Source organism: Parapedobacter sp. 2B3, from assembly GCF_041925275.1.
GTDB classification, from domain to species: domain Bacteria; phylum Bacteroidota; class Bacteroidia; order Sphingobacteriales; family Sphingobacteriaceae; genus Parapedobacter; species Parapedobacter pyrenivorans_A.
Map to the genome: position 1 here is coordinate 18578 of NZ_JBHEUZ010000002.1, position 19543 is coordinate 38120.

16 protein-coding genes are annotated in these 19543 nt (G+C 51.0%); 10 read left to right on the top strand and 6 right to left on the bottom strand.

The annotated features are described in order from the left end of the window. Nucleotides 1-69: 69 nt before the first annotated feature. Nucleotides 70-1740 carry a pyruvate dehydrogenase complex dihydrolipoamide acetyltransferase gene (locus tag ACEVG1_RS02535; RefSeq protein WP_374741985.1) on the bottom strand — a complete coding sequence of 557 codons (1671 nt, stop codon included), beginning with the start codon at nucleotides 1738-1740 and terminating at the stop codon, nucleotides 70-72. Nucleotides 1741-1794: 54 nt separating this feature from the next. After that, nucleotides 1795-2790: a pyruvate dehydrogenase (acetyl-transferring) E1 component subunit alpha gene (pdhA, locus tag ACEVG1_RS02540; protein ID WP_374741986.1), complete on the bottom strand. Its 996-nt coding sequence runs from the start codon at nucleotides 2788-2790 to the stop codon at nucleotides 1795-1797. 160 nt (nucleotides 2791-2950) lie between these two features. Between pdhA and ACEVG1_RS02545 the strand changes: the two genes are divergently transcribed. Continuing rightward, nucleotides 2951-3868 carry a TraB/GumN family protein gene (locus ACEVG1_RS02545; RefSeq protein ID WP_374741987.1) on the top strand — a complete coding sequence of 306 codons (918 nt, stop codon included), beginning with the start codon at nucleotides 2951-2953 and terminating at the stop codon, nucleotides 3866-3868. A 6-nt stretch (nucleotides 3869-3874) separates the two neighbouring features. On the opposite strand, the gene ACEVG1_RS02550 is transcribed toward ACEVG1_RS02545, so the two are convergent. Then, entirely contained in the window at nucleotides 3875-5254 is a 1380-nt protein-coding gene (locus ACEVG1_RS02550) for a nucleotide sugar dehydrogenase (RefSeq protein ID WP_374741988.1), read from the bottom strand. 182 nt (nucleotides 5255-5436) lie between these two features. On the opposite strand from ACEVG1_RS02550, the gene dnaG reads away from it, so the two are divergent. The 7 genes from dnaG (at nucleotide 5437) to ACEVG1_RS02585 (ending at nucleotide 14496) form a co-directional block, all read left to right on the top strand. Next, entirely contained in the window at nucleotides 5437-7368 is a 1932-nt protein-coding gene (dnaG, locus tag ACEVG1_RS02555) for a DNA primase (protein WP_374741989.1), read from the top strand. Beyond that, nucleotides 7369-7731 (top strand): YraN family protein, encoded by a 363-nt coding sequence (locus ACEVG1_RS02560; protein WP_374741990.1) that lies wholly within the window; start codon nucleotides 7369-7371, stop codon nucleotides 7729-7731. 48 nt (nucleotides 7732-7779) lie between these two features. Further along, complete coding sequence (locus tag ACEVG1_RS02565) at nucleotides 7780-8838, top strand: glutaminyl-peptide cyclotransferase (protein ID WP_374741991.1); 1059 nt, start codon at nucleotides 7780-7782, stop codon at nucleotides 8836-8838. Between the two features lie 10 nt (nucleotides 8839-8848). Then, nucleotides 8849-10627 (top strand): TrkH family potassium uptake protein, encoded by a 1779-nt coding sequence (locus tag ACEVG1_RS02570; protein ID WP_374741992.1) that lies wholly within the window; start codon nucleotides 8849-8851, stop codon nucleotides 10625-10627. Between the two features lie 10 nt (nucleotides 10628-10637). Beyond that, on the top strand, nucleotides 10638-11324 hold the full coding sequence (locus ACEVG1_RS02575; protein WP_374741993.1) for a TrkA family potassium uptake protein: 687 nt from the start codon (nucleotides 10638-10640) through the stop codon (nucleotides 11322-11324). Nucleotides 11325-11427: 103 nt separating this feature from the next. Continuing rightward, on the top strand, nucleotides 11428-13890 hold the full coding sequence (locus ACEVG1_RS02580; RefSeq protein ID WP_374741994.1) for a YfhO family protein: 2463 nt from the start codon (nucleotides 11428-11430) through the stop codon (nucleotides 13888-13890). Between the two features lie 165 nt (nucleotides 13891-14055). Further along, complete coding sequence (locus ACEVG1_RS02585; protein WP_374741995.1) at nucleotides 14056-14496, top strand: hypothetical protein; 441 nt, start codon at nucleotides 14056-14058, stop codon at nucleotides 14494-14496. A 184-nt stretch (nucleotides 14497-14680) separates the two neighbouring features. Here ACEVG1_RS02585 and ACEVG1_RS02590 read toward each other — a convergent pair whose 3' ends face one another. The 3 genes from ACEVG1_RS02590 to ACEVG1_RS02600 are packed head-to-tail and all read right to left on the bottom strand — an operon-like array spanning nucleotide 14681 to nucleotide 15609. After that, nucleotides 14681-14854, bottom strand: coding sequence for a hypothetical protein (locus ACEVG1_RS02590; protein WP_374741996.1), 174 nt, complete (start codon nucleotides 14852-14854; stop codon nucleotides 14681-14683). Next, nucleotides 14814-14960, bottom strand: a complete 147-nt coding sequence (locus ACEVG1_RS02595; RefSeq protein ID WP_374741997.1) for a hypothetical protein — start codon at nucleotides 14958-14960, stop codon at nucleotides 14814-14816. The genes ACEVG1_RS02590 and ACEVG1_RS02595 overlap by 41 nt, the downstream gene beginning before the upstream one ends. 49 nt (nucleotides 14961-15009) lie before the next feature. Beyond that, the gene (locus tag ACEVG1_RS02600; RefSeq protein WP_374741998.1) at nucleotides 15010-15609 is read right to left on the bottom strand and encodes a ribonuclease HII; all 600 of its coding nucleotides are present in this window, start codon (nucleotides 15607-15609) and stop codon (nucleotides 15010-15012) included. A gap of 242 nt (nucleotides 15610-15851) precedes the next feature. Here ACEVG1_RS02600 and ACEVG1_RS02605 point away from each other — a divergent pair, with 242 nt between their 5' ends. Beyond that, complete coding sequence (locus ACEVG1_RS02605) at nucleotides 15852-16625, top strand: hypothetical protein (protein WP_374741999.1); 774 nt, start codon at nucleotides 15852-15854, stop codon at nucleotides 16623-16625. A gap of 26 nt (nucleotides 16626-16651) precedes the next feature. Further along, nucleotides 16652-19528, top strand: coding sequence for a TonB-dependent receptor (locus ACEVG1_RS02610; protein ID WP_374742000.1), 2877 nt, complete (start codon nucleotides 16652-16654; stop codon nucleotides 19526-19528). Nucleotides 19529-19543 lie beyond the last annotated feature (15 nt).

A 19543-nucleotide genomic window follows, 5' to 3' on the forward strand; every position in this document is an offset into this window, starting at 1 on the left:
CTTGTTTCCAGCAAAAAAGCCGTCTCGTTTCAAACGAGACGGCTTTCAAATTTTTTGGCTGTTATTCCGCTAGGCGAGCAACCGTACGGGCTCTTCCAGCAGTGATTTGAGGGTTTGCAGGAAGGCAGCCCCGGTGGCACCGTCCACCACGCGGTGGTCGCACGTAAGCGTTACCTTCATGATGTTGCCAGGAACAATCTCGCCGTTTTTTACCACAGGTACCTGGTCGATGCCGCCGATGGCGAGGATACAAGCGTCAGGCGCATTGATAATGGCAGTAAACTCATCGATACCAAACATACCCAGGTTGGAAACCGTGAAGGTAGAGCCTTCCCAGTCTGCAGGCTGCAATTTCTTGGCCTTAGCGCGTTGCGCAAATTCTTTGACTTCCGCTGAGATGTGCGACAATGATTTGCCGTCTGCAAAACGCACTACAGGCACCAGTAATCCCTCATCGACGGCTACGGCTACGCCGATGTTCACGTGTTCGTTGTAGCGGATGGTGTCGCCCTGCCATGAGGCATTGATTGCCGGATGTTGCTTCAATGCTACTGCGGCAGCTTTGATGACCATATCATTGAACGATACCTTCACAGGTGCCACTTCGTTGATTTTAGCACGGGCCGGGATGACATTATCCATGTTGATCTTGATGGTGAGGTAGAAATGCGGCACGAGGAATGATTCGGACAGCCTCCTGCTGATGGTTTTCCGCATTTGGGTAACCGGTTTTTCGGTATAACGTTCCTCGCCTACGTACTGCGGGATGCTGACGGTTGTTTTTGCCGCTTCGCCTGCCGGTGCTTGTGCCGCTGCACGAGCCGCCGGCTGCGCGGATGGGGTATATGACTCGATATCCTTTTTGATGATGCGGCCACCGTCGCCGGTGCCTTTCACATCGGCAAGGCTTATCCCTTTATCTTTGGCTATTTTACGGGCCAAGGGAGATACTTTCAAACGAGTGTCGTCCTCACTGGCGGATGACGTTTCTGTAGCGGCCGACTTTGGCTGTTCGGCGTCGGTTGTTTTTGGCTGCCCAGCATCCTTGTCGACTGACTTGGCCGTCGGCTCGGATTTTTTGCCGCTTTTTTGGTTAAGCAGGGGTGTCACGTCAGTGCCTTCCTCGCCTACGATGGCGATGATATCGTTCACCTTGGCAGCTTGTCCTTTTTCCACACCGACATATAAAAGTGTGCCGTCGGCATATGCAGTGACCTCCATCGTCGCTTTGTCCGTCTCTACGTCGGCAATCACATCGTCGCTTTTGATGGTATCGCCCACCTTGAAATGCCATTCGGCAATAACCCCCTCGGTCATGGTATCACTGAGCAATGGCATGGTAATGACGGTGGCACCCAGTGACTCAGCGGTAACTTCTTCCCCATTGTCGTCGGTGTCAGCACTTTCAGCGGATTGCTCTTCTTCTTTGGCTTCGGTCTTACCTGAATCGGCACCGGATTTGCCACTGCCACCATCGCTGAGCAACGTTTTATAATCTTCTCCTTCCTCACCCAATACCGCAATAACCGCATCGATGGGCACGGCTTCTCCTTCCTTCGGACCAATATACAATAGCGTCCCCTCCTGGTACGATTCGAAGTCCATCGTGGCTTTGTCGGTTTCGACTTCCGCTATCAAATCGCCTGAACTGACTTTGTCGCCCACTTTCTTGTGCCATTTTGCGATGACCCCTTCAGTCATGGTATCGCTCATTTTCGGCATTTTAACTACTTCAGCCATGTTATATTGCGGTTAATCTTTTTCTTAAACGTTAATTAGCTATCTTCAAATACTTCAATCCAAGATATAGGGGTAGTCGTCCTGCACATACACGTCTTTGTACAGCTCGCCCACTTCCGGATACGGGGATTCTTCGGCGAATTTGACACAGGCGTCGATGGTCTTCTTCACCTCGGCCTCCACTTCGGCAAACCATTCTTCATTTGCATATTTCTTTTCGGCGATGGTTGCTTTAGTGACAATCAGCGGATCGCGCCCTTTGTACTCTTCCAACTCCTCCTTGGTACGGTATTTTGCGGGGTCAGACATGGAGTGCCCTTTATACCGGTAGGTACGCATTTCGAGAAATGTAGGTCCTTCACCACTCCGTGCACGTTGCACGGCTTCATCCATCGCATTGTGCACGGCTACCACGTCCATGCCATCTACGGGTGCACTGGGCATGTCGAAACCAAGGCCCATCTTGTAGATATCGCTCATGTTGGTGGTGCGTCCTACGGAAGTCCCCATGGCATAACCGTTGTTCTCACACACGAAAATAACCGGCAGTTTCCATAGCATGGCCATGTTGAGGGTTTCGTTGAATGCTCCTTGCCTTACGGCACCATCGCCCATGTAGCATACGTTCACATTGTCAACACCGTTATATTTCTCTGCGAACGCGATTCCCGCGCCGAGCGCAATCTGCCCGCCCACAATACCGTGGCCACCCATGAATTTATGTTCTTTGCTAAAAAGATGCATGGAGCCACCCTTGCCCTTGGAGCAACCGGTGGCCTTACCGAAAAGTTCGGCCATAACCGCATCCGCGGATACACCCTTGGCGATGGCATGTGCATGGCAACGGTAGGCTGTGATCATCGAATCTTCGGGCCGCAACACCGACATGGCGCCTGCCACTACAGCTTCCTGGCCGATATAAAGGTGGCAAAAACCACGGATTTTTTGCTGTCCGTACAATTGGCCGGCCTTCTCTTCAAATTTGCGCATGAGCAGCATGGACTTATACCACTCCAAATACGTTTCTTTCTTTATCGGTGTCGAACTCATTTCAACGTCTGTTTGCTTATCGAATTTTTGGAAGGCAAACTTAGATAAAATTGTTGTGATATGCAATTGGCTACGCGCAACGGATGTTATAAAGAAGTGAAGTATTTCGCATTCGTTACAAAATATAATTACCTTTAGGTGCATTTTAAATTTCCAGACGATGATATTAGCTTCCTCGTTCCTTACCACGAAGAACAGAAACCATCACCTGAAAACCATGCTGGTAACGTTGTTCGCGACATCGCTTACACTTTTTGCCCGCAGCGGTTTGGCACAGGTGCCGCAGGAAAAAGCCTTGCTTTGGGAGGTTGCCGGGCCGGGGCTGGACCAACCGTCTTATCTCTTCGGGACCTTCCACCTCCTATGTGCAAGTGACATCGAACCGTCTGAAACACTGAGGGCGAAACTTGCCGCTACACAGGCGCTGTGCCTGGAGCTTGATTTTTCCGATCCCGCGCTCGTTGGCCAGATGATGCAGCAGGCCCCGATGCGGGGAGATACCTCATTGGCGCATTTCTTTTCGGAGGCTACGTATGAGCAGCTTTCCAGTGACTTCGAGCGTTTTACCGGAGCGCCGCTTCAATTCATGGCACGCATGAAGCCCTATCTGTTGATGCCTATGCTGATGATGCCGTTGCTGCAATGCGAGGTGAAAGGATGGGAGCAGACATTGGTCGACCATGCGGCCGAACAGGGTATCGGCGTGAAGGCCTTAGAAACCGTTGCGGATCAAATGGCGATTTTTGATGCCATTCCCTATCGCCTGCAAGCTGAGCAACTGCAAAAAAGCTTGGAAAGCACGGACAGTCTCGCGTCGGCAATGAAGGAGATGATTGCCTTATACAAGCAGGAGGATATCGTGAAGCTCTATCAATTGGTTACGGAAGAACCCACGTTACGGTCGTATTCCGGGCTGCTGCTTGACGAGCGCAATGAGCGGTGGATACCGATGATTGGCGAGCAGGCCCGGTTGGCACCCACCTTCTTTGCCGTGGGCGCGGGCCACCTCGGTGGCGAAAAAGGGGTGATAAACTTATTGCGCCAAGCCGGATATACGGTGTCGCCTGTTGCGCAATAAGGTTAACTACTCGCCTATAGCATAATACTTGAACCCGATGGCTGGTAGGTCGTTTCCACCGAGCAGTTTCCTGCCATCAAAAACGAAGGCGGGTTTCATCATGTGTTCCTTGATGCGGTGCCAGTCGTAGGTTCTGAACTCATCCCACTCGGTGAGCACGGCGATGGCGTGTGCCCGGTCGGCCGCATCGTACGGATCCGTCACCACCTGTACCAGCCGGCGGTTCTCCTCCGGGCTGCGTGTGCCCAGGTAGTCCAGGTCGGCATACACCTGTTCGGCGGAGACTTTGGGATCATATACGACGATATTGGCCTCCTCGTTGAGCAGCGCGTCGGCCACGTAGATGGCCGCCGATTCGCGCGTGTCGTTGGTGTCTTTCTTGAAGGCCCATCCCAAAAAGGCGATCTTCTTGCCCGATACCGTGTTGTACATGGCCTGCACGATGTTGTCGGCGAAGCGGCGCTTCTGGTGGTCGTTCATCGTGATGACCTGTTCCCAGTAGTGGGCCACCTCCTGCAGCCCGTAGCTGCGGGCGATGTACACCAGGTTGAGGATGTCCTTCTGGAAGCAGGAGCCCCCGAAGCCCACCGAGGCCTTGAGGAACTTGGGGCCGATGCGGCTGTCGGTGCCGATGGCGCGGGCCACCTCGTCCACGTTGGCACCCGTCTTCTCGCACAGCTCGGAGATGGCATTGATCGAGGATACCCGCTGGGCCAGGAAGGCGTTGGCCGTGAGCTTGGACAGCTCGGAGGACCACAGGTTGGTGGTGAGTATCCGCTCGCGCGGCACCCAGGCCGCGTAGATGTCTACCAGTGCCTGCACAGCCTCGGCGTCTTCCCCGCCGATGAGCACCCGGTCGGGGCTATGCAGGTCGGCGATGGCCGTGCCCTCGGCCAGGAACTCCGGGTTGGACAGGATGTGGAACCCCACCCCGTTGCCCGTGTTGTGCAGGATGCTCTTGAGCGTCTCGGCCGTGCGCACCGGAAGGGTCGATTTCTCCACCACGATCTTGTCGTCCTTGGCCACCGAGGCGATCTGCCGCGCGCACAGCTCGATGTATTTCAGGTCGGCCGCCATGCCCTTGCCCTTGCCGTAGGTCTTGGTAGGCGTGTTCACCGAGATGAAGATCATGTCGGCCGCGGCGATGGCCCCCTCCACGTCGGTGGAGAAGAACAGGTTGCGCCCGCGGGCCTCGCCCACCACCGCATCCAACCCCGGCTCGTAGACCGGCAGCTTGGACAGGTCCGCGTTGTTCCATGCAGCTATGCGCTCGGCATTGATATCAACGATCGTTACGTTGATATCCGGGCATTTCTGCGCAATCACCGACATGGTCGGGCCGCCAACGTAACCCGCTCCGATACAGCATATGTTTTTTATCTTCATCGTACTTTCAAATTAATCTCCGCGGAGGAAAATGTACTTGTTGCTTTGTGTGGCAAAAATAAAAAATAAACTAAGTAAAGGGGGGCTCTGATGTGGATGGTTTGCTACAAACCGCAATATTTTTAGGTTATCCTTGGTAGTTCTTCCTTATTCGTTAATTTTACCCTACCAAATAACGGCATGTGATTAAGCAAGAAGTTGTCGACAAAATACTGGATGCTGCCCGGGTGGAAGAGGTGGTGGGCGACTTCGTGGACCTCAAAAAGCGGGGTACCTCATTGATTGGACTATGCCCATTCCATAATGAGAAGACACCGTCGTTCAATGTCTCCGTGAGCAAGGGGATATACAAATGCTTCGGATGCGGGGCGGGTGGCGACTCGGTGCGCTTTGTCATGGAGCACGAAAAGTACTCCTATCCGGAAGCACTCAAGTACCTGGCGCAAAAATACCATATCGAAGTGGAGGAAACCGAGCGTACGCCGGAGCAGGTGGCTGCACAAGACAAGCGCGAAAGTCTCTTTATCGTTACGAATTGGGCAGGGAAATTTTTCAAGGAGACCCTTTGGGATGCGGAAGAGGGCCGCACCATCGGGCTCAATTATTTCCGCGAGCGGGGGTACCGCGACGACATCATCCGCAAGTTTGAGCTAGGTTATTCGCCCGAGGGATGGACGGCCCTGTATGATCGTGCGAAGGCGGTGGGCCATAAGGACGAGTTTTTAGAGACGACTGGGCTCATCATCCGCAAGGATGACAGTAGCGTGTACGATCGGTTCAGGGGCCGCGTGATGTTCCCCATCCATAACCTTACCGGGCGTATACTGGGCTTCGGTGGCCGTACCCTGAAAACCGACAAGAAAACGCCTAAATATGTCAATTCGCCGGAGAGTGAGGTTTACCACAAATCGGATGTGTTGTATGGCCTTTACTTTGCCAAAAAGCCGATTCTCGATGCAGACAATTGTTACCTTGTGGAAGGGTATGCCGATGTCTTATCCATGCACCAAGCAGGGGTGGAAAATGTCGTATCCTCGTCAGGCACCTCCCTCACCAGTGGGCAGGTGAGGTTGATTTCGCGGTATACAAAAAACGTGACCATCCTCTACGATGGTGACGAGGCAGGCATCAAGGCGTCGTTGCGCGGAACGGATATGCTCTTGGAAGAAGGGCTTAATGTAAAGGTGCTGCTTTTTCCCGATGGCAACGACCCCGACTCGTACGTCCAAAAGTTCGGATCGACCGCATTCAAACAGTATATAGCGGAGCACCAGCAGGATTTCATTTTCTATAAGACCCATGTGCTGCTGCGCGATGCGGGCAATGACCCGATAAAGCGTGCCAACGTAATCCACGATGTGGTGGAGAGCATCGCCCTGATCCCGGACGCCATCAAGGCGTCGGTATTTATTCGCGAATGCAGTGTACTGCTCGACATTGAGGAACGCTTGCTCATTGCCGAGCTCAATAAGCTGCGGATAGGTCATGCAAAGAAAGCCGACCGGAAAGCAGAATCCTTGCCGGTGCAATCTACGGAAGAAGCCACACCCGCAGCCACCGCGGAACCAGCCACAGATGGTGTCTCGTCCGACACGCTGCATGAACGGGAAATCATCCGGATTTTGCTGCATTACGGCAGCTACCCCGCTACGTGGGAAGAAGGCGAAATCCCCATAGCCCCCCTCCTGCTTAGCGGACTGAGCGACGTGTCTTTTGAAGATCCAACGTGTCTTGCCATCATGGACATTTACCGTGAGTTCATCGACCGCGGAGAGCTTCCGGATGAGCGTACGTTTATCACCCATCGAGACCGGCCCATCGCCGATTTGTCCATAGACTTACTCGCTGCCAAGTATAGCCTGAGCCCCAACTGGAACGATGAGAAGCGCAAAATTTATGTCTCGCATGAGTCGGAGCGATTGGAGGATTTGGTTTATAGTGCCGTATACCGCATAAAAAAACGGAAAGTGGAGAAGCAGATACTACAGCTAAGGGAGGAGATAAAGGACGAAACGGATACGGCCAATATGGAGATCATGCTGGCGAACTACCAGAGGTTGAAGGATGTATCGAAGATCATAGCGGAAAAACTAGGAACCATCGTTGTCAAGTAAATGAATACGCTTCAAAGAGGCAAACGGGGAGAAGAAGCAGCGGTAGGGCTGCTGCAACGGCAGGGTTACCGTATCCGGCACCAAAACTGGCGTTACAAAAACTTGGAGGTGGACATTATTGCCGATGACGGCGAAATATTGGTCTTCGTTGAGGTAAAGACCCGTGGCGACAGTGCCTATGGGATGCCTTACGAGTTTGTTGATTATACCAAGCAGGCCAGGCTTGTGCGAGCGGCGAACCATTACATCGCAGCAACGAAGTATGGTGGGGAAATCCGGTTTGATGTGGTTTCGATCTTGTATTCGGAGAAAAACGACACCTACAATATGCGGTTGATCCGCGATGCGTTTTGGCCGGATTGATGGGAAGTACGACTATCGTTCACGAAGAAAATAACTAAGTTTGTCCGCATGAACAGATTGATTTACATACCCGTGGCATTGCTTGTTTTCGTTGCATCATGCAATACACAGAAAAAAGCATCCAAATTCAGATTTGACATGCCCGAGGCAGGCACCTTGGTACCCTTGGGCGAATCGGTGCCGTTGAAAATGGTATTCCCAGAGGATGTCTCTTCGTTCGATTCGGTGGTGTATAGCATGGATGGTGAAGTGCTGGCGCGTAAAACCGATAGTACCATGGTAAGTCTCGACACGGAAAAAGCCGCGTTTGGTAGCCGGACACTCAGCGCCAAGCTTTACCACAACGGTGAGGAGCGCGTGGCGTATAGCAATATTGTGGTGGTGCCGCCTGCTCCGAAACGGTATGGTTTCAAGGTCGTGGCGGAATATCCGCATGATCTCAACGCATACACCCAAGGGCTTGAATTTGACGAAAACGGTGCCTTGTACGAAAGCACGGGCTTTGAAAGTTCAGGGCGGAATGGCAAATCATCACTCCGCAAGGTAAATTACCAGAACGGTGAGGTGCTTCAGAAGATCGAACTGGATACGCAGTATTTCGGCGAAGGGTTAACCTTGGTTGGCGATAAAATCATCCAACTGACCTGGCGAAGCGACGTGGGGTTCGTTTACAATAAGAATACATTCGCCAAGATCGGCGAATTTACCTACGGCCAAAGCAGGGAAGGATGGGGACTGTGCTACGACGGTACGCGGCTGATTAAGTCGGATGGCACCAGCCGGCTCTATTTCCTCAACAAAGACACGTATGCCGAGGAAGGGTTTATCGAGGTGTACGATAGCAAAGGGCCCTTGGATAGCCTCAATGAGTTGGAACTTATCGACGGCAAGGTATACGCCAATGTGTATACCAAAGATATCATCGTCATCATTGACCCTGAAACCGGCGCCGTAGAAGCCGAGATTAACCTAATCGGTATCCATCCGGAAAAAGCGGACTACAACAACGAGCTTAACGGGATTGCTTACGATCGTAGGGGCGGCCGGTTGTTTGTAACGGGTAAACTGTGGAGCAAGCTGTACCACATTGAGCTGATAGAACGATAATAGCGCGGCCATGCTGAGCGACATCAAGTATATTTTTAAGTACCGGGAAAATACCGTAGACCGGGTGATGCTTTATGTTAGTTTGGTGTGTGCACTCACTGTGCTCTTCCATCTTGGGTACAATACGGACAAAGCTACGGCACGGCAATTTACCGCTATTATCAAATGGCTGTTTTATGGTTTGTTTTTGCTAGGGGGCCTCCGTATAGGCTGTTCTATCCTGGCCGTGCGGAGGGTGGGCGTTGCCCATTACGGGGGGCTGGTGCTGTCGCTGTATTTCTTAATGGTTATTTTTGCCCGGGTAACGGGGGAATCGCATCTTGCCTTTCTCCGCAATGACGAATGGCTATACCTCGGTATCTTTGCGGTGTTTCTAACGGAGCTGTCAAAAAACAGCCTCTTTTTTGATAATTTCTATTTCAATCCCACCATTTTATTTGTAATCAGCTTTTTGGTGCTTATCCTGGCAGGTACCTTGTTGCTGATGCTGCCGAAGACGACGGCCGGCGCTCCCCTGCCTTTTGTGGACGCACTGTTTATGGCTACCAGTGCGGTGTGTATCACCGGGCTTGCCACAGTAGACATCGCTACCCGGTTTACCGAATTTGGCCACACGGTTGTACTCATCCTTATCCAATTGGGGGGGCTGGGCATCATGACATTTACCGGGTTCTTCGGTTATTTCTTCAGCGGAGGGTTCTCTTACAAAAACCAGTTGATGTACAGTGAATTTCTGGGGCAGAATAAGGTCGCTTCGGTTATCAACACGTTGTTGAAGATTATTTTCATCACGCTTTTTTTTGAAGTATTGGGAGCTGTTTTTATTTTCTTCAGCACCAAAGCTGGCGATTTTGAGACCTATGGTGACCGTATGTTCTTTGCGGCTTTCCATGCGGTATCGGCGTTTTGCAACGCAGGCTTCACCACGGTGGCCGGAGGGTTTAACCAAGCCGCCTTCCGCTTCAACTACGAGATGCAGGTGGTCCTTTCGTTGTTGTTTATTTTGGGGGGATTGGGCTTTGGAATCGTCTTTAATATCTATACGTTCATTAAGCGGTGGGTGGTTAACGTTTTCTCGCGGATGTTCCATGGCAAACCTTATACATACCGTGCATGGGTAATCAGTTTCAATACCCGGTTAATCATGTGGGTCACGCTGATACTCGTGATCTTTTCAACGGTTGTTACCTTCGCATTGGAATATAACCATTCCTTGGCGGCACACGATAAACTTTGGGGTAAATGGGTCGCGGCTTTTTTTACGGGCAACAGTGCCCGTACCGCCGGATTTAGCGTGGCCGATGCAGGTAGCTTTTCGATGCCCATGCTGGCCACAGCGATTTTCTTGATGTGGGTGGGCGCCTCACCCGGATCAACCGGTGGGGGTATCAAAACCACCACTTTTGCCGTTGCCTTGCTCAATATCGTCAACTTGGCCCGGGGGAAGGATAAGTTGGAAATCTTCGGCCGGGAAATATCGACAGACTCCATAAGCAAGGCGTTTGCGGTTGTTGCCCTTTCCTTTTTGGCGGTTGGCACCACCATGATTGGGCTTGCGATTACAGATGGGCATCTCGGGTTTGCATCCATCGCATTCGAAAGTTTCTCGGCTTACGCCACGTGCGGACTTAGTCTGGGTATCACACCGCAGCTTAGCGCCGCTGGTAAGGTTATTCTCATCTGCAGCATGTTTGTTGGCCGTGTGGGTTTGCTGACACTGCTCGTGGCATTGATCAAGAATACGAAAAACAGGAGCTATGAATACCCGCAGGAAAAGGTGTTGTTTTAACTAACATGTTATGAAGTTTATCGTTTTAGGATTGGGAAATTTCGGCAAGGCCCTTGCCATTCGCCTTACCGAATTGGGCCACGAGGTAATCGGCGCCGACAACCGCATGGCAAAGGTGGAGGCATTGAAGGAGAAAATAACGCATACTATACGCATGGATACGACGGATGCGGATGCCATGAGCGCACTGCCCCTCAAAGATGCGGATGCAGCCATCGTGGCGATCGGTGAGGACGAAGGTGCCTCCTTGCTTACCACGGCATTGCTCAAACAGTTCAGTGTAAAGCGTATTGTGGGCCGCGTGGTCTCCGACCTGCAAAAGACCGTGTTGGAGGCCATGGAAATCGATGAATACATCATGCCCGAAGAAGAGTCTGCGGCGCGATTAGCCATGCGGTTGGACAATACCGATATCGTGGATTCGTTTAAAATATCGGAACGGTATAGTATAGTCGAAACCAAGGTGCCTGCGAAGTATGTGGGGATGACCCTGAAAGATGCAAACCTGACCAATAAATTCAAGGTAATCGTACTCACTACTATCAAATCGACCGAAACGCTGGAAGGAGGCAAGATGAAGGTAAGCACAGAAGCCACCGGTATCGCCCAGTCGGATACGGTACTGGCAGAAGATGACATCTTGGTGTTGTTTGGCGAATTGAGGGATATCAACCGCCTTATCCAAAAGGGGGAGTAGTGGGCAACGACATTTTTATTATCGGGGAGTTCGCGAATACCACGCATTTTATATAAGTTTGGCCTTTATTCGAAAAGTAAGATACCCTAATTGAAACCATTGAATGAAAACCTGGTTCAACAATAATGCGACCCACCTAGCGATAATCGGTATTTTCATCGCTATCACCTTTATCTACTTCCCGCCTGCATGGCAGGGTAAGGTATTGTACCAGCACGACGTATTGCAGGCGCAGGCGGGTCAGCAAGAGATTCTGGAGGTCAAGGCGCGCGATGGCGATATGCCGTTGTGGACAAATTCCATGTTCAGTGGGATGCCCTCTTACCAGGTATTGATTGAATTGCCCAACAACATCGGTACGTATTTGATGCGGGGTTTCAAATCGGTATTCCCCCATCCTATTGACGTGGTGCTGCTTTATTTGATAGGTGCTTACCTCTTGTTCAGTGTACTCCGGGTAAAACCCTGGCTTGCCGCTGTGGGGGCGATTGCATTTGCGTTTTCATCGTACAACTTCATCTATATCGAGGCCGGCCATGCAAACAAGACCTATGCGATTGCGTTCATGGCGCCGATATTGGCCGGTATCCTGTTGGCCTTCCGTGGCAAGTACCTGTGGGGAGCGGTGATATTGGCCTTATTTATGGCGCTCGAAATCCGGGTAAACCATATCCAGGTGACCTATTACCTCTTTTTGGTAGTGTTGATTTTGGCGGGAATAGAGGCATATGGCGCTATCCGCGAGAAACGGTTGCTGGCATTTGGCAAAGCCATCGGTTACCAGCTCGTCGCTGTGCTGGTGGCGGTAGCGGTAAATGCTTCCTTGTTGTGGACCACGTATGAATACAGCAAGGAGACCCTGCGAGGGAAGGCTAACCTGAAAACCGAAAACACACAGCGGGCAGACAATGGCGTGAGTCGAGACTACGCGTACCACTGGAGCCAGGGTGTGGGCGAAAGCATCACCTTCTTAATACCCAATGCCTACGGCGGCGGCATGTCCACACGGCTGGATGGACAATCCAACGTGGCCAAGCTCGTGATGAACAAAGGAGCCGACCCGGCCCAAGCGGCCGGCTTTGCGGCAAACCTACCGACCTATTGGGGTGAAAAGCCAGGTACATCCGGCCCGTGGTATTTCGGCGCGAGTGTGGTGTTTTTATTCGTTTTGGGGTTAATCATTGTGCCCGGTCGGTTCAAATGGTGGCTTGCCGGTGCTACGGCATTGGTATTGCTGCTTTCGTTCGGACGGCATTTCCCGCTCGTTTCCGACCTGTTTTTCTACTATTTCCCCATGTACAATAAGCTTCGGGCGGTAGAATCTATCTTGATCATTGCTTCGCTGTTGATTCCGGTTTTGGGCGTGTTGGCGATAAATGAAATCGTTACGAACGGTGCCAGCGTCAAAAAGCTTGACAGGAAACTGCTCTATGTGTTTTACGGCGTAGGCGGTATTGCGCTGCTGATTGCGGCGTTACCTGATCTGTTTTTCAGTTTCAAGAGCTCAAACCATCAAGCCATGACCCAGCAGTATGGTCAGCAGCTGCAAGATAATACCTTCGCCAACGAGCTGATGGCGGCGTTGGTAAAGGACCGGGCGTCAATGGCCCGGGCCGATGCATTCCGCTCGCTCCTGTTTGTGGCAGCTACATTTGCATTGCTTTGGCTACTGGTCAAAGGCAAGCTGAAAGCACAGGCCGTGGTGGTAATGCTGGGCGTTGTGACACTGATCGATCTTTGGGGTGTAGATAGGCGCTACCTGAATGACGACCGGTTTGCAGACAACTTGCAGCTGACGCGGCAGTTTAACCCGGAACGGGAGGTCGACAAACTTATTTTGATGGACAAAGACCCGAACTACCGCGTGTTCGATATTACAACGAACCCGTTTGCCGATGCACGCACATCGTATTTCCATAAGTCCATCGGTGGCTACCATGCCGCTAAGCTGATGCGTTACCAAGAGCTCATAGAAAGGCAGTTTTCCGGTGCCATCAATGAAGATGTGCTGGATATGCTCAATACACGTTACCTGATTACCGCCGACAATGAAAATAATCAGCGTATTCAACGGCGGAGTACCGCTGTGGGCAACGCTTGGTTTGTAGAGAAAGTGACCTTGGTGGCGAGTAATGAAGAAGAAATGGACGCCATCAATGCGTTTGACCCATTGAAAGAGGCATTTGTCCATGAAGAGTTCAAACCTTTATTGGATGAAACACGGCTGAGCCGCCCCGAAAATGCAACGATTGAACTCACATCATACCGACCGGATCATCTGGTCTACGAATACTCTGCCCCGCGCGACGCGCTTGCGATTTTTTCCGAAATCTGGTATGACAAGGGTTGGAAAGCCTTCGTTGATGGCGAAGAACTTCCTATCCTGCGGGCCAACTACGTGTTGCGCGCGTTGCAGTTGCCGGGCGGGAATCATCAGGTGGAGTTTAAGTTTGAACCCAGATCCTATCACTTAGGCGAGACCATCTCGTTGATCGGATCGATTATACTGGTACTGGGGCTGGCGGCTGCGTTGTGGTTTGAGTTCAGGCAAAAAGGCGAATTTTGAGGCATACGTTTTTTTGGACAAAAAAACGAAGAAAAGTGTGCCATATTTCGGGGTAGGGCAAAAATCCGTTTGGCGCACTTTTTTTGTGAATATACGTTGGTTATATCAAAAACCTCGATTTTGGCGTTCTCTAAAAATGTCTGCACGCGTGTAAAAGTAAATTGCATGCGTGTAGATGCAAATTACACTAGTGAAAACGTGATTTGTACGCGTGTAAAAGATAATTGCACGAGTGCTAAATGGAATTTCATTCGCGCAAAAGCAAATGGCATGCGTGTAAAAGCAAACTTCAATAATGTAAAAATGATTTTCAAGCGTGCAGAAGATAATTGCACGGGTGCTAAATGGAGTTTCATCCGCGCAAAAGCAAATTGCATGCGTGTAAAAGCAAACTTCAATAATGTAAAAATGATTTTCAAGCGTGCAGAAGATAATTGCACGGGTGCTAAATGGAGTTTCATCCACGCAAAAGCAAATGGCATGCGTGTAAAAGGAAACTTCAATAATGTAAAAATGATTTTCAAGCGTGCAGAAGATAATTGCACGGGTGCTAAATGGAATTTCATCTACGCAAAAGCAAATGGCATGCGTGTAACTGCAAATTAGATGAGCGTACCCTCATTTAACTTGGTAGCTTCTGTGCAAATAAGAAAGGAAATCGTGAATCGAACCCCTGCAATACGGAATGACACGTTTATAATCAATTGCTTATTACCGTTTCCAGTTGATTTTCCTGAATATGATTTGTTTATAGCCATCGTTTTCGAAGAGCACGCCCAGGTGCCCGTGGTCAATCCTCACCAAATCGGAATACGCTGCTTACACGCAGGGTGAGGTTATCCCTAAGCGCCGTGTCTGGCGCATTGCAAAAGGCCAATAGCCGCTCGCCGTTTCGGCCATTGAATGCCAACAAACTACCTTGTTTAACCGGATCGGGCAGCTGTCGGTCGTAATACATATCCATCGTCGTCCGCTACGAACACGGGGACCTCGCCGTCGGCCTGCGCACCGCTGGCCCTTGCAAACGCCACGGCCAAAAGGACCAATATGCCTTTTGTTACAGGTATCATCGTCATATCCTTTGTGTATTCGTATTTATCGCCGCCATACCGTGGCGGATCAGGAAAAGAGCTTCAGTTGGGGGTCCGTTACCCGGAATGTCCGTCTGTGGTGCTGTGTGAGACCATGCTTCATGACCGCATTCCGATGTTGAATGGTTGGGTAACCCTTGTTCTGGTTCCAACCGTATTCGGGAAATTCCGTAGCTAGGTTGTCCATATATTCGTCGCGATAGGTTTTTGCCAGTATGGAAGCAGCAGCGATGGAAAGATACTTGCCATCCCCCTTCACTACACAGCAATGCGGAACCTGCTGATAAGGGATAAACCTGTTCCCGTCTACTAAGATAAACTCAGCTTCTATTGCCAGCATATCAAGCGCCCGATGCATGGCAAGGTACGATGCGTTATGGATGTTGATACGGTCAATCTCCTGCGGGCTCACGCTGGCCACGGCGAAGGCCAGCGCCTCGGTCTCTACCGTGCCGCGCAATGCATAGCGTTGGGTGGCGGACAGTTGCTTGGAGTCGGTAAGTATGTCGTGGCGGAATGTGTCTGGGAAGATAACCGCCGCCGCAAACACTGGGCCGGCAAGGCAGCCCCGCCCCGCCTCATCGCAGCCGGCTTCTACAAGTATATCCTGGTATCTAGAAAGTAGCATTCTCTTGTTAGCTTTCGTTACAACGGGGTAAACTTAGATAAGTTGTATGGTATATGCAAGTTACCGATGGACTAGATAGAAGTACACTTGCCTTTTTATTTCCGTGCAATTATATTTAAAGCAACTTTCTCTAAGTTTGCGACTGAACCGCAAAAGAGTTTAAAAACACACTTGTAATAATTCTTATACAATTAAACTTAATCATGAAGGAAATGTCAAAACCACGCATTATGGCAACACAGATGGCTATAGTAATTTGCACGATTTGGATGCTAGTGGTCGCTAACCCTGCGTTTGCGCAGCGCAACAAGGGCAATGTCCAGCAATCGCTGGATTGGGCCACCGGCATTACCGTAAATGGGAAACTCGATGACTGGGGCGATTCTTTGCAATACGAACATGCCACCCAGCACTTCTATTATCACATTAAGAACGATGCGGAGCACGTATATGTAGCCATACGCGTTATCGATAAAGACCGACAGATGCAGATTTTTGCACAGGGGCTCGCTTTTATGGTCAATACAAAAGGAAAGAAGCGCGACGGCCCCACGGTTTATTTTCCGGTAGCCGATCGGTTGGCATTCCGTTCCATTATGTCTGCGGATAACGACGACCGGCCCGATGATATGCGGAAAGGGGCATTGGCGGCTATACGTGCCATCCATGTGATGCGGTTTGACGATGTGCTGGACGGGCAGATTTCACTGGAAAACACCTATGGCATCCATGCCCAAGCAACGTTGGATAGCGCCGGCGCACTATGCGTGGAAATGGTGGTGCCGTTAAATCGGCTGGGGATTTCGGTCGATGGCGGTGACGAATTTGCGTTCAATGTCAAAATCAACGGTATTATGGTTCCCGGTAGCGGCACCTCTGCCCGCACCATGCGTCGTGGCTATGGCTATCCGTATGGCTATGGTTATGGTTATCCATATGGCTATGGTAGCCAAATGCCGTCAAAACCCCGGGAAGAAGCCGGTGTATGGGTAAAAGCACCGCTGGCTAAGGAGTAACAAGCTTAATTATTCAACTATAACGGATGAACATTTTCAATCAATCAGCCATTAGACAAACAAGGAAGACAGGTCTGCTGGTCGCTTTTTTTATGGCTTTGGGATTTGCCGGTTTGGCGCAAACCAGTAAGCGGGTAATCGGTACGCTCAGCGACCAAAACGGTGCTACCATAGCCGGGGCATCGGTCAAATTGGTGTCCGACTTGGATTCGGTCCAGACCAGCTCGGGTACAGGGGGCATCTTTTCATTCAACAACATAAAAGGCAACAGTTTTGTAGTGACCGTGACCAGTCTGGGGTTCGATACACTTCAGCAGCGGCACGTATTCGAAGCCGGAAAGAACGAACTAAAGGTGTCACTAACCCTACGTGAGGCGAGCCATATGCTCGCTGAGGTATCCGTTACAGGGGCTGCTGCCATCACGGTAAAGGAAGATACGTTGGAATACGCCACGAAAGATCTTCGACTACGCGAGGGAGCACTGGTGGAGGATGCGCTCAAGAAGCTGGACGGCGTGGAGGTGGATAAAGATGGAAATGTAACGGCGCAGGGAGAATCCGTAACTCGGGCGCGGATCAATGGCAAGGACTTCTTCGGAGGAGACATCAAGGCGGCCATCCAGAACCTGCCGGCAGAGATCGTAGAGAAAATCCAGATCGTAGACGATTATGGCGATATGGCCAATATTACCGGAAATCGGTCGGGCGATCCGGAGCGGGTGCTGAACCTGGAAATCGCTCCCAGCCGCAATACGGGCGATTTCGGAAACTTCCGCGTGGGAGGGGGTACCGAAGAGCGGTATCAGGTGACCGGTTCGTACGGTAAATTCAAGGAAGGCATGCAGCTTTCGATGCTCGGCAACTTGAATAATGTCAACGCCAGCTTGTTCGATTTTAATACCCGCAGCGGCGGTGCCCGCCGTGGGCCAGGGGGAGGCAGCTTCGGGCGTGGTTTCGGCGGTGGTGGCTGGGGTGGCTCCAATGGCCTCACCAATACGCAGTCTATCGGCATAAATTACCGGCAGGATTTCAATGATAAGCTGACAATGTATGGGGAATACAGTTTTGGCCACACGGACAACTCGACCCTGAGTGACGAATTTCGCGAGATTTTTTTGCAGGAATCCACTACATACGTAACCAGCAATACGGATAACGGTAGCATGGGCAACGACCATCGGTTTAGCTGGAATGTGGAATATAAGCCTGATGACAAGAACTACATCAAGTTCTCACCGAATTTCAGTCTCCGCCATAACCGTGCTGATAACCTGTCATTGAGCAGCAATACCCTTGGCCAGCAATTGATAAATGAGCTAACTAACCGACAACTCAATAAATCGGTGGCGCCGAACTACGGCGCGAGTGGTTTGTACAACCGACGGTTGAGTGACAACGGGCGGAACGTCTTCTTCAATTTCTCTCTGAATACCGCCACCACGGAGCAGGACCAAGAACGTATCCTCAATACGTTGGTGTATGAAACCTCGATCGAGGACCTCGACAGCGTATACCAGCAACATTTGGTGGATTTGCAGAACAAGAACCTGAATGGCGGTGCGTCCATGTCTTATATAGAGCCTTTGGGGCAATACAGCACATTGGAGTTAAGTTATGATTTCAATTTCGCTTCGTATGACAACGACCGCCAGGCGAACGCCTATGACATAGACGGTCTCCTCATCGACAACCCGGAATACAACAATAACCGGAATTACGACTACACCTTTTACACCCACCGCGGCTCACTCACCTACCGGTATCGCAACGATAAATGGAATTACTCATTGGGTGTGGCCGCGCAGCCCAATCTACTGCGGGGAGGTGCCGATATTGACGGACAGGTAATCGACATCAACCGGAACGGTTTCAATTGGATGCCAGTGGCCCGGTTAGAATACGAAGTGTCGCGGACTAAGCGGTTCAGTGTCAATTATTCAGGCCGGGCCAATGAGCCCAGCTTTACGCAATTGCAGCCCTTTACAGATTATTCCAATGTGAATGCTCCCATAACGGGTAATCCTGACCTGGCTGCCGAATTTTCGCATGAGCTACGGCTCAATTACCGCAACTTCAACATCGGTGAGGGTTCATCTTTCTTTATCGGCGCTACCGGATCGTTGTCTGAAGATAAAATCGTAACCAACCGCACCACCTCCGTGGATGATTCGATCGGGTTGGTACAGGCAACGGAATACCTGAATACGGATGGATTCTATAGTACACGGGGTTACTATAATTTTTCCAAGCCATTTGCCAACCGTACGTACACATTGACATTTGGCGGGATGGTATCCTACAACAACAACATCTCCTTCACGACGACGGAAGAAGACCTCGCGGGGACTCCGATACTAAACACGATGCGGAATGTGGCCAAAAATTGGGTGCTTTCCCAGCGGCTGGGCTTCCGATTTAACCCCAAAGAAACCATCGATATCACGCCGGGTGTAAGTTATACCTACAACACCACGCAGAATACGGTTTCGTCAGGGAACAACAGGAACGTGTCTACGTGGGCGGTAACGCTAAATGGGTCAGTAAACCTGACTCCTACATGGGTGGTTGGTGCTGATTTTGCAAAGACGAGTAATAGTGGATATAATAGCGCCGTGGATGCCAACCCGATGATCATCAATGCCTATATCGAAAAGCAGTTTTTGAAAGGCCGCAACGGTGCCATCCGCTTCCAGGCATATGACTTGCTCAATGAGCAGACCAATGTGTCGAGGAGCGTTACCGAAGATATGATCATCGATAGTCGGACGAACCGGTTGGCGCGTTATTTTCTCCTTACGTTATCTTATCGTTTTTCCAATTTCGCTGGCGGGCGGATGGGGTTTGATGGGCCCGGCGGCCCAGGAGGGCCTGATATGCGTCGCGGCCCCGGAGGTGGCGGATGATGCTAATTTTTCGCT

Excerpts from the sequence above, each read along its gene's own strand:
- ACEVG1_RS02535 (WP_374741985.1), bottom strand. The coding sequence starts at position 1,740 with ATGGCTGAAGTAGTTAAAATGCCGAAAATGAGCGATACCATGACTGAA.
- pdhA (WP_374741986.1), bottom strand. The coding sequence starts at position 2,790 with ATGAGTTCGACACCGATAAAGAAAGAAACGTATTTGGAGTGGTATAAG.
- ACEVG1_RS02545 (WP_374741987.1), top strand. The coding sequence starts at position 2,951 with ATGATATTAGCTTCCTCGTTCCTTACCACGAAGAACAGAAACCATCAC.
- ACEVG1_RS02550 (WP_374741988.1), bottom strand. The coding sequence starts at position 5,254 with ATGAAGATAAAAAACATATGCTGTATCGGAGCGGGTTACGTTGGCGGC.
- ACEVG1_RS02560 (WP_374741990.1), top strand. The coding sequence starts at position 7,369 with ATGAATACGCTTCAAAGAGGCAAACGGGGAGAAGAAGCAGCGGTAGGG.
- ACEVG1_RS02565 (WP_374741991.1), top strand. The coding sequence starts at position 7,780 with ATGAACAGATTGATTTACATACCCGTGGCATTGCTTGTTTTCGTTGCA.
- ACEVG1_RS02570 (WP_374741992.1), top strand. The coding sequence starts at position 8,849 with ATGCTGAGCGACATCAAGTATATTTTTAAGTACCGGGAAAATACCGTA.
- ACEVG1_RS02575 (WP_374741993.1), top strand. The coding sequence starts at position 10,638 with ATGAAGTTTATCGTTTTAGGATTGGGAAATTTCGGCAAGGCCCTTGCC.
- ACEVG1_RS02580 (WP_374741994.1), top strand. The coding sequence starts at position 11,428 with ATGAAAACCTGGTTCAACAATAATGCGACCCACCTAGCGATAATCGGT.
- ACEVG1_RS02585 (WP_374741995.1), top strand. The coding sequence starts at position 14,056 with ATGCGTGTAGATGCAAATTACACTAGTGAAAACGTGATTTGTACGCGT.
- ACEVG1_RS02590 (WP_374741996.1), bottom strand. The coding sequence starts at position 14,854 with ATGGATATGTATTACGACCGACAGCTGCCCGATCCGGTTAAACAAGGT.
- ACEVG1_RS02595 (WP_374741997.1), bottom strand. The coding sequence starts at position 14,960 with ATGATACCTGTAACAAAAGGCATATTGGTCCTTTTGGCCGTGGCGTTT.
- ACEVG1_RS02600 (WP_374741998.1), bottom strand. The coding sequence starts at position 15,609 with ATGCTACTTTCTAGATACCAGGATATACTTGTAGAAGCCGGCTGCGAT.
- ACEVG1_RS02605 (WP_374741999.1), top strand. The coding sequence starts at position 15,852 with ATGGCTATAGTAATTTGCACGATTTGGATGCTAGTGGTCGCTAACCCT.
- ACEVG1_RS02610 (WP_374742000.1), top strand. The coding sequence starts at position 16,652 with ATGAACATTTTCAATCAATCAGCCATTAGACAAACAAGGAAGACAGGT.